At 71.0% G+C, this 10239-nt stretch carries 6 protein-coding genes; 3 read left to right on the top strand and 3 right to left on the bottom strand.

The genetic code is table 11. The features are described 5' to 3' along the window. Nucleotides 1–9: 9 nt before the first annotated feature. The gene (gene uvrB, locus M4D54_RS04470) at nt 10–2115 is read left to right on the top strand and encodes an excinuclease ABC subunit UvrB (RefSeq protein ID WP_193866258.1); all 2106 of its coding nucleotides are present in this window, start codon (nt 10–12) and stop codon (nt 2113–2115) included. A 4-nt stretch (nt 2116–2119) separates the two neighbouring features. Here the strand turns inward: uvrB and M4D54_RS04475 are convergent, their stop codons facing one another. Continuing rightward, nucleotides 2120–3919: a bifunctional 3'-5' exonuclease/DNA polymerase gene (locus M4D54_RS04475; protein ID WP_193866257.1), complete on the bottom strand. Its 1800-nt coding sequence runs from the start codon at nt 3917–3919 to the stop codon at nt 2120–2122. Nucleotides 3920–4052: 133 nt separating this feature from the next. On the opposite strand from M4D54_RS04475, the gene M4D54_RS04480 reads away from it, so the two are divergent. Beyond that, nucleotides 4053–5189, top strand: coding sequence for a glycerol dehydrogenase (locus M4D54_RS04480; RefSeq protein WP_259890468.1), 1137 nt, complete (start codon nt 4053–4055; stop codon nt 5187–5189). Between the two features lie 22 nt (nt 5190–5211). Here the strand turns inward: M4D54_RS04480 and M4D54_RS04485 are convergent, their stop codons facing one another. Next, entirely contained in the window at nt 5212–6645 is a 1434-nt protein-coding gene (locus M4D54_RS04485; protein WP_259890470.1) for an MFS transporter, read from the bottom strand. Further along, nucleotides 6642–7319 (bottom strand): MBL fold metallo-hydrolase, encoded by a 678-nt coding sequence (locus M4D54_RS04490; protein WP_193866674.1) that lies wholly within the window; start codon nt 7317–7319, stop codon nt 6642–6644. Before M4D54_RS04490 ends, M4D54_RS04485 begins: the two co-directional genes overlap by 4 nt. Nucleotides 7320–7380: 61 nt before the next feature. Here M4D54_RS04490 and uvrA point away from each other — a divergent pair, with 61 nt between their 5' ends. Continuing rightward, complete coding sequence (gene uvrA / locus M4D54_RS04495) at nt 7381–10239, top strand: excinuclease ABC subunit UvrA (protein WP_193866673.1); 2859 nt, start codon at nt 7381–7383, stop codon at nt 10237–10239.

Consider the following 10239-nt stretch of genomic DNA (forward strand, 5'->3'; position numbering starts at 1 on the left):
CATCGACGCATGCGTCCTGTCACCGATCTGGTCCGCGCCGAGCACCCCTTCGAGGTCGTCTCGGACTACACGCCCTCCGGCGATCAGCCGCAGGCCATCAAGGAGCTCACCGAGCGGATCAACCGCGGCGAGCAGGACGTGGTGCTGCTGGGCGCCACCGGCACCGGCAAGAGCGCCACCACCGCCTGGCTGATCGAGCAGCTGCAGCGGCCCACCCTGGTGATGGCCCACAACAAGACCCTCGCCGCCCAGCTGGCCAGCGAGTTCCGCGAGCTGCTGCCCCACAACGCGGTGGAGTACTTCGTCTCGTACTACGACTACTACCAGCCCGAGGCGTACGTCCCGCAGTCGGACACCTACATCGAGAAGGACTCCTCCATCAACGCGGAGGTGGAGCGACTGCGCCACAGCGCCACCAACTCCCTGCTCACCCGGCGCGACGTGGTGGTGGTCTCCTCCGTGTCCTGCATCTACGGCCTGGGCACCCCCCAGGAGTACGTGGACCGCATGGTGCGGCTCTCCCGCGGGGACGCCCTGGACCGTGACGAGCTGCTGCGCCGCTTCGTGGACATGCAGTACGACCGCAACGACGTGGCCTTCGAGCGCGGCACCTTCCGGGTGCGCGGCGACACGGTCGAGATCATCCCCATGTACGAGGAGCTCGCACTGCGCATCGAGTTCTTCGGCGACGAGATCGACGCCCTGTACACGCTGCACCCCATGACCGGTGAGGTGATCCGCGAGGAGGATCAGATCCACGTGTTCCCGGCCTCCCACTACGTGGCCGGTCCCGAGCGCCTGGCCCGCGCGATCGACTCGATCGAGGTGGAGCTGGGAGAGCGACTGGAGGAGCTCGAGAGCCAGCAGAAGCTGCTGGAGGCGCAGCGCCTGCGGATGCGCACCGGCCACGATCTGGAGATGCTGCGGCAGACGGGCAGCACCAACGGCGTGGAGAACTACTCCCGCCACCTGGACGGCCGCGGCCCGGGCACGCCGCCCAACACTCTGCTGGACTACTTCCCCGAGGACTTCCTGCTGGTGGTCGACGAATCCCACGTGACGATCCCGCAGATCGGTGCCATGTTCGAGGGGGACCGCTCCCGCAAGCGCACGCTGGTGGACTTCGGGTTCCGCCTGCCCAGCGCCCTGGACAACCGGCCCCTCACCTTCGGCGAGTTCACCGAGCGCACCGGGCAGACGGTCTACCTCTCCGCCACTCCCGCGGACTACGAGCTGGAGCGGTCGCACGGCGTGGTCGAGCAGATCATCCGCCCCACCGGCCTGGTCGACCCCGAGGTGATCGTCAAACCCGTGAAGGGACAGATCGACGATCTGCGCGAGGAGATCGAGAAGCGGGTCGCCGCCGATGAGCGCGTCCTGGTCACCACCCTGACCAAGCGCATGGCCGAGGACCTCACCGACTACCTGCTGGAGAACGGCGTGCGGGTGCAGTACCTGCACTCCGACGTGGAGACCCTGCGTCGCGTGGAGCTGCTGCGGTCCCTGCGCAAGGGCGAGTTCGACGTGCTGGTGGGCATCAACCTGCTGCGCGAGGGCCTGGACCTGCCCGAGGTGTCGCTGGTGTCGATCCTCGACGCCGACAAGGAGGGCTTCCTGCGCTCGCGCACCTCGCTGATCCAGACCATCGGCCGTGCCGCCCGCAACGTCTCCGGGCAGGTGCACATGTACGCGGACACCGTCACCGAGTCGATGCAGTCGGCGATCGACGAGACCAACCGTCGCCGTGAGAAGCAGATCGCGTACAACACCGAGCACGGGATAGACCCCACCCCGCTGCGCAAGCGCATCGCGGACGTCACCGACATGCTGGCCCGGGAGGACATCGACACCGACACCCTGATGTCCACCGACTACCGCTCCGGCAAGGAGCGGGTGGCCCGGGACCGTGCCCGCGCCAATGCGATCGACGCGGTCAGCGGCCGCACCGTGGACCTGGGAGACGACCCGGTGGGTGCGCTCACCGGCATGATCGACGAGATCACCGCCCAGATGCACCAGGCGGCGGAGTCGTTGCAGTTCGAGGTTGCTGCCCGCCTGCGCGACGAGGTGCAGGAGCTGAAGAAGGAGCTGCGGCGCGTGCAGCGCTCCTCCTGACCGCTCACTTCTCCTCGGAGCGCTCGGTGATCGCGAGGTCCAGGGGGAAGTCGATACCGCTGCCGGGGAACAGCAGGAGCCCGGCCGCGTCGGCCGCTTCCTGGATGGCGTGAGCGGCCTGCTCGGCCTCCGCGGCGGGAGCGTGCACGATCACCTCGTCGTGCAGGAAGAACGCCAGGTGCGCGCGGCGCGCGAACGCGGGACCTGACGCCCGCGCCGCCTGATTCTCCGGCACCTCCTCGAAGCGCGACAGGGCCAGTCGCAGCCCGGCCATCCAGCTCAGTGCCCATTCCGCGGCGGTGCCCTGCACCACGAAGTTGCGGGTGAAGCGTCCCCGATCGCGCGCCGAGCGGCGGGTCCGCTCCTGTTCGGCAGTCGAGGCGTCGGGCAGGTTCGCGGCCTGCTGTGCCGAGGTCCACGCGGCATCGGCCGGGGGAGAGGAGCGGCCCAGCCAGGTCGATACCGTGCCCCCGGCCTCGCCCAGCCGAGCGGCGTCGTCCACCAGGGCCATCGCCCGCGGGAACGTGCGCCGCAGTCGCGGAACGATCCGGCCGCTGTCCCCGGTGGTGCCGCCGTACAGGGCACCCAGCACCCCCACCTTCGCCTCCTGGCGGGTGGCCACCACGCCCGCGGCGACGATCCCCGCGTACAGGTCGGTGCCGGCCCCGGCCCTGATCATGCCCTGGTCGTTCGCCATTGCCGCCAGCACCCGCGGCTCCAGCTGGGCGACGTCGGCACTGACCAGGCGCCACCCGGGGTCGGCGCGCAGCGCGGGTCGCAGCTGACGGGGGATCTGCAGCGCGCCACCGCCGCTGGAGGCCCACCGCCCGGTGACCACGCCCCCGGGGACGTACACCGGCCGGTACCGGCCCTCGTGCACCCATTCGTCCATCCACGCCCACCCGTTCGCCGTCAGCAGCCGCACCATCTTCTTGTACTGCAGCAGCGGCGCGATCGCGGGATGCCCGTGCCCCATGAGCTCCCACTGCGAGGTTGACCGCACGTCGACACCGGCCCGGTGCAGAGCGCGCAGCAGCCGCGGCTGGGACTCGATGCTCAGCAGCGGATCGCCCAGAGCGTCCCGCACCTGCGCGGCCTTGTGCGCCACAAGCTCCGGCACCTGCCCGAAGCGAGGCCGGGGCCCCAGCTGCTCGGTGAGGATGCGATCGTGCTCGGCGACGTCCCAAGGGATCCCGGCGGCCTGCAGTTCTGCGGCGATCAGCGCACCCGCGGACTCCGCTGCGACCAGCAGTCGCAGCCGAGCCCGGTCACTGCTCAGCTCCCTCGCGCTCTCGATGGCGGCGCGCTGACGGGTGAACTCGGCGAGGACCTCGTCGATGCCCGCGGGCACGGCACCGCGCGCGGCGGTGCCGTTGTCCACGTCGAACAGGGTGGCCCCGGCCGACGGTGACTCCGTGACCGGGGGCAGCACGGGCACGTCCCAGGCGTCGGCGCCGCGGATCGGCGCGTGATCCTGCACGCGCTGCGAATGCCGCAGGATCGTGTGCACCAGGCGCAGGTCATGGCAGCGCTCCACGCGGATCCCGGCGGCGAGCAGCTGCGGGTACCACGCGGCGGCATCGGCCCACACCCAGCGCGGTGGCGAGGCCCCGTCACGGCGGGCGGCGCCCTCCTGCTGCGCCACCAGCTCCGGGAGCTGTGCGGCATCGAGCTGCGTGGTGCTGATGGGGCTGCCGTCGGCCGTGAGCTCCACCAGGGCGAGGCGGCCGTTCGGCAACCCTCCCAGCACGCACCAGCGCGCGGCAGCGCTGCGCGGGGGTGGAGGAGGTCGGTCCGTTCGCATCCCACCCCCGTCCTCTCGGCTCGGGAACCACAGTACTGACATCCGGGACCTCCGACCTCTGGCGGCCGGCCACGCACCGGGAATACGCTGACATCACCGCCTTGTAAATTGCTTAACAACGGAGGTCCTCCCCATGCCCACCACCATCTTCACCAGCCCCTCGACGTACGTGCAGGGACCCGGCGTGCTCGAGGAGCTCGGCACCCATCTGGCCCCGCTCGGCGCAAACCCCTTGATCGTGGCCGACGACACCGTGTGGGACCTGGTCGGCGAGTCCGTCAGCGCCGGACTGAAGGCCGCCGACATCGCCTTCGAGCGCGTGGGCTTCGGTCGCTACGCCACCCCCGAGGCCGTGGACTCCCTGGTGGAGAAGATCCGCTCCGGCAGCCACGGAGTGATCGTGGGCCTGGGCGGCGGCTCGGCCATCGACGCCGCCAAGGCCGCCGGTCACCTGGCCGACATCCGCTGGGCGTCCGTCCCCACCGCCGCCTCCTCCGATGCTCCCACCTCGGCCCTCTCGGTGATCTACACCGAGGACGGCGAGTTCCTGGAGTACCGCTTCTTCCCCCGCAACCCCGACCTGGTGCTGATCGACACCGCGGTGGTCGCGAACGCCCCGGTGCGCTTCCTGGTGGGCGGCATCGGTGACGCCCTGGCCACCTGGATCGAGGCTCGCGCCACCGCGCGAGGACGCAGCGACACCATGGCCGGTGCACGCCCCACCCGTTCGGCGACCGCACTGGCGCACCTGGCCTGGGAGCTGCTGCACGAGAACGCACTGGCCGCCATCGATGCCGTCGAGGCGAAGGCCGTCACCCCCGCCCTGGAGGCCACCGTGGAGGCCTGCACCCTGCTGTCCGGGCTGGGCTTCGAGTCCGGGGGCCTCGCCGCGGCCCATGCGATCCACAACGCCCTGACCGCCGCCCCGCAGACCCACGGCCTCACCCACGGGGAGAAGGTCAACCTGGGCACCACGGTGCAGCTCATCCTGGAGGGAGCCGAGCGCGAGGAGATCGAGGACTTCATCGAGTTCAGCACCCTGGTGGGCCTGCCCACCACCCTCACCGAGGTGGGCCTGACGCTGGAGGACGAGAAGGAGCTGCGCGCCGTCTCCGAGGCGGCGGTGGTGGAGGGCGAGACCATCCACGCGATGCCCTTCGAGGTGACCGCGGAGATGGTGTACACGGCACTGCGCGCGGCCGAGCAGCTCTCCCGTCGGGTGCGGGCCCGGCGCGGACTGCCGGAGCCGGAGCTGCACACCGCGCACTGAGCGCGCGAGACCGACCGATCGCCTAGCGGCCCCCGCGCAGACCCGGGGGCCGCTGCGGCGCCCGACGACGCACCGCCACCCCCACCATCATCGCGAGGACGGCCAGCGCGGTCGCCGCCGCGAGCACCGCACCGTAGGGAGCGGGAGAGGTCTCGCCGTGCCGCTGCAGCAGCAGCTGGAAGGCCACACCCGTCAGGGCCAGCATCACCGCCTGCGCGAGCGCCTCCGCCATCTGCAGCGCGGCGGAGTTGCGACCCTGCCGGGAGGCATGGGAGCGGCGCATGGTGAGGATCGAGGTGGAGGTGTAGGAAAGGCCCATGCCCAGCCCGGTCGGGCACCAGGTCAGCCCGGCCAGCCAGGGGGAGTGGTGCGTGAGCAGCACTGCCGCGGTCGCGGCCGTGCCCACCGCCATCGCCGCGGCCCCCGCGGAGATGCGCACCCGTTCGGGCAGCATCTCCCGGCCCGCCATCCACGAACCGGTGAACCAGGTAATGGTGGTGACGGTGAGGATCAGGCCGGCGTGGGCCGCGCTCATCCCGTACCGCGCCACCAGCTGCAGAGGCAGGTACACCTCAGCCAGCACGAACGAGGCCGCCAGCACGCCGCGCGCCAGCACCAGGCGCCCCACCCGGTCCGGGGACAGCAGCACGGTGCGCGGCAGCAGGCGCGGCACGGCGACGACCACGACGGCGACGGCCACCGCCAGCAGTGCCACGGTCACGGGGGAGAGCGAGCCGTCGGCCTGCTCGCCGATCACCGACAGCGCGGCCACCCCCAGGGCTGCAGCGCAGGCCGCCAGCACCGGGGGCCGAGGTGCGCGCGAGGTCGCACCGTCGTCGGCCGAGGCATCACCGGGCACGGAGGCCGCGCCCGTCGGGTCCTGCAGCAGCAGCCTCGCCGGCACCACCAGCAGCGGCACCGCCAGGAACACGATCCTCCAGCCCACGGTCTCGGTGACCCACCCCGCCAGCGCCGGTCCCACCAGCCCCGGCACCACCCACGCTGCCGAGAGCACGGTGAACATCCGCGGCTGCAGGTGCGGCGGGTACAGCCGGGCGATCAGCACGTACAGGGACACCGTCACCAGCCCCATGCCCAGGCCCTGCAGGCCCCGCCCGGCCACCAGCACGCTCATCGAGGGGGCCAGCCCCACCATCAACAGAGCGGCGCAGAACACCACCAGCCCCGCCGTCATCACCCGCATCGGGCCCTGACGGTCGTTCCAGGTGCCGGCCACCACGATGCTCACCAGGCTGGTGGCCAGTGGGGCCGCGAACACCAGGGGGTACAGCGAGAGGCCGCCCAGCTCCTCCGCCGCTCGCGGCATCACCGTGGAGACGGCGAGGGCCTCGAAGGCCACCAGGAACGGCAGCGCCGCCAGCGCCAGCGTGGAGCGGCGGAACTCGGCGGAGAACAGCGACTGCCGCCTGCCGTGATCGGTGGGGGTCGTGATCACCAGCCCCGCTCGCGCCACTCGGGCAGCTGCGGCCGTTCCTCGCCCAGGGTGGTGTCGTCCCCGTGGCCCGGGTACACCCAGGTGTCGTCGCCGAGGCGGTCGAAGATGCGCTCCTCGACGTCGTCCAGGAGCTGCTGGAACCTCTCGCTGTCGCCCTGGGTGGCACCGACGCCGCCGGGGAACAGGGAGTCACCGGTGAACAGATGGTCGCCGTCCTCCTCACCCCGCCACAGCAGTGCCACCGAGCCCGGGGTGTGGCCGCGCAGGGCGATTACCTCGAGATCGTTGACGCCCACGCGGACCACGTCGCCGTGCCGCAGCAGGGTGGTGGTGGGGATGCGGATGTCGGGGGCGTCCTCGGCGCCTGCGGCGGTGCGGGCACCGGTGGCGCCCACCATCGCGGCCAGGGCACCGACGTGGTCGTGGTGGCTGTGGGTGGTGACGATGGTGTCCAGGCGTGCGGTCGAGGACCCTTCGCGCACCAGCTCCAGCAGGCGCGGCGCATCCGCCGCGGCATCGATCAGCAGCTGGGCGCCGGAGACCCGGCACGTGAGCAGATACGCGTTGTTGTCCATCCCTCCCACCGAGGCCTTGCGGATGGTGAGCGTGGAGCAGAGGCGGGTGGCGGAGGGCCCGCCGGGCTCGACATGACCGTCGTACTCTCTCGTGTCCATGTCAGAAGTATCTCCGGTCGGCACCTCCTCGTGCGTCAGTGCCCGCTCGTAGGATGGGCCGGTGACTGAAACGCTGGTCGTCCGTGGTGCCCGTGAGCACAACCTGAAGAACATCGACATCGAGATCCCCCGCAATCAGCTGGTGGTGTTCTCGGGGCTGTCGGGGTCCGGGAAGAGCTCCCTGGCCTTCGACACCATCTTCGCCGAGGGGCAGCGCCGCTACGTCGAGTCGCTGTCCAGCTACGCCCGCCAGTTCCTGGGCCAGATGGACAAGCCCTCGGTGGACCTCATCGAGGGGCTCTCCCCGGCGGTGTCGATCGACCAGAAGTCCACCAACCGCAACCCCCGCTCCACGGTGGGCACCATCACCGAGGTGTACGACTACCTGCGCCTGCTGTTCTCCCGCACCGGGATCCAGCACTGTCCTGTGTGCGGCGAGGAGGTGCGCTCCAGCTCGGCCGAGCAGATCGTGGACACCCTGCTCGAGCAGGAGCCGGGCACCCGCTTCCAGCTGCTGGCTCCGGTGGTGCGGGGCCGCAAGGGCGAGCACATCGAGCTGCTCAGCGCACTGCGCTCCCAGGGGTACGCGCGCGCCCGCATCGACGGCGCGGTGCGGCGCCTGGACGAGGAGATCACCCTCGACCGCAAGCTCAAGCACACCATCGAGGTGGTGGTCGACCGCCTGGCGGCCAAGCCCGATGCCCGCCGCCGCCTGACCGATTCGGTGGAGACCGCCCTGCGCCTCGCCGAGGGACTGGTGATCGTGGACCTGGTGGACCTGCCGGAGGATGATCCGGGCCGCTCACGGCGGTTCTCCGAGAAGCGCTCCTGCCCCAACGACCACCCGCTGGTCATCGACGACATCGAACCGCGGGCCTTCTCCTTCAACGCCCCCTACGGCGCCTGCCCCGAGTGCGCGGGCCTGGGCTCCCGGCTCGAGGTGGATCCGGAGCTGGTGATCCCGGACGAGGACCTCACCCTCGCCGAGGGCGCCATCGCCCCGTGGACCATGGGTTCGTCCGATCACCATCAGGAGATGATGGCGGGGCTGGCGCAGGAGCTGTCCTTCTCGATGGACACCCCGTGGCGGGCCCTGCCGGAGCGGGCACGGGAGGCACTGCTGCACGGCAAGGACTACAAGGTCCACGTGAAGTACCGCAACCGCTTCGGTCGCGAGCGCACCTACGCCACCGGCTTCGAGGGCGTGATGCACTTCCTGACCCGCCGCCACGAGGACACCGACTCCGACTGGGCCAAGGACCGCTACGAGCAGTTCATGCGCGAGGTGCCCTGCCCGGCCTGCGACGGTGCGCGCCTGCGCCCGGAGATCCTCGCGGTCACCGTGGGCGGCAGGTCCATCGCCGAGGTGTGCGAGCTGTCCATCCGCGACGCCCACGAGTTCGTCTCCTCCCTCCAGCTCAGCGAGCGGGACATGACCGTGGCCGACGGGGTGCTGCGGGAGATCCGCGCGCGCCTGGGCTTCCTGCTGGACGTGGGCCTGGAGTACCTGTCGATGGCGCGGGCCGCCGGCACCCTCTCCGGCGGTGAGGCCCAGCGCATCCGCCTGGCCACCCAGATCGGCTCCGGGCTGGTGGGCGTGCTCTACGTGCTGGACGAGCCGTCGATCGGCCTGCACCAGCGCGACAACGAGCGCCTGATCGCCACCCTCACCCGCCTGCGGGACCTCGGCAACACCCTGATCGTGGTCGAGCACGACGAGGACACCCTCAACGCTGCCGACTGGGTGGTGGACATCGGCCCCTTGGCCGGTGAGCACGGCGGGCGGGTGGTCCACTCGGGCCCCGTCGCGGAGCTCAAGCGCAACCCCGACTCTCTCACCGGTCGCTACCTCGCTGGGCAGTTGGAGATCCCGCTGCCGCTGACCCGCAGACCGGTGGACAAGGAGCGCGCGGTGACCGTGGTGGGCCCCCGCGCCAACAACCTGCGCGGTACCGACGTCACGTTCCCGCTGGGCGTTCTGACAGCCGTCACCGGCGTCTCCGGCTCCGGCAAGTCCACCCTGGTCAACGACATCCTGTACGCGGTGATGGCCAAGGAGCTCAACCGCGCCCGGGTCGTGCCCGGCCGGCACAAGCGCGTCACGGGCCTGGAGCACCTGGACAAGGTGGTGCACGTGGACCAGTCGCCCATCGGCCGCACCCCCCGTTCCAATCCCGCCACCTACACCGGCGTGTGGGACCGGGTGCGCACCCTGTTCGCACAGACCACCGAGGCGAAGGTGCGCGGCTACACCGCCGGGCGCTTCTCGTTCAACGTCAAGGGGGGACGCTGCGAGGCCTGCTCCGGCGACGGCACCCTGAAGATCGAGATGAACTTCCTGCCGGACGTGTACGTCCAGTGCGAGGTGTGCAAGGGCAAGCGGTACAACCGCGAGACCCTCGAGGTGCACTTCAAGGACAAGAACGTCGCAGAGGTGTTGGAGATGTCGATCTCCGATGCGCTGGAGTTCTTCGACGCCGTGCCCGCGATCCGCCGCCAGCTGCAGACCCTGGTGGACGTGGGCCTGGGGTACGTGCGCCTGGGGCAGTCCGCCACGACGCTCTCCGGCGGTGAGGCGCAGCGCGTCAAGCTCGCCTCCGAACTGCACAAGCGCTCCAACGGCCGCACCGCCTACGTGCTGGACGAGCCCACCACCGGCCTGCACTTCGAGGACGTCCGCAAGCTGCTGGAAGTGCTGGGCGGGCTCGTGGACAAGGGCAACACGGTGATCGTGATCGAGCACAACCTCGACGTGATCAAGAGCGCCGACCACATCATCGACCTGGGCCCCGAGGGCGGCGCGGGCGGCGGCAGGATCGTCGCCACCGGCACCCCCGAGCAGGTGGCGAAGGTGAAGGGCTCCCACACCGGGCACTTCCTGGCCCCGATGCTCCAGGCGGGCCGCGCCGGCAGGAGCTGA

Source organism: Brachybacterium sp. p3-SID1565, assembly GCF_025143785.1.
GTDB lineage: Bacteria > Actinomycetota > Actinomycetes > Actinomycetales > Dermabacteraceae > Brachybacterium > Brachybacterium epidermidis.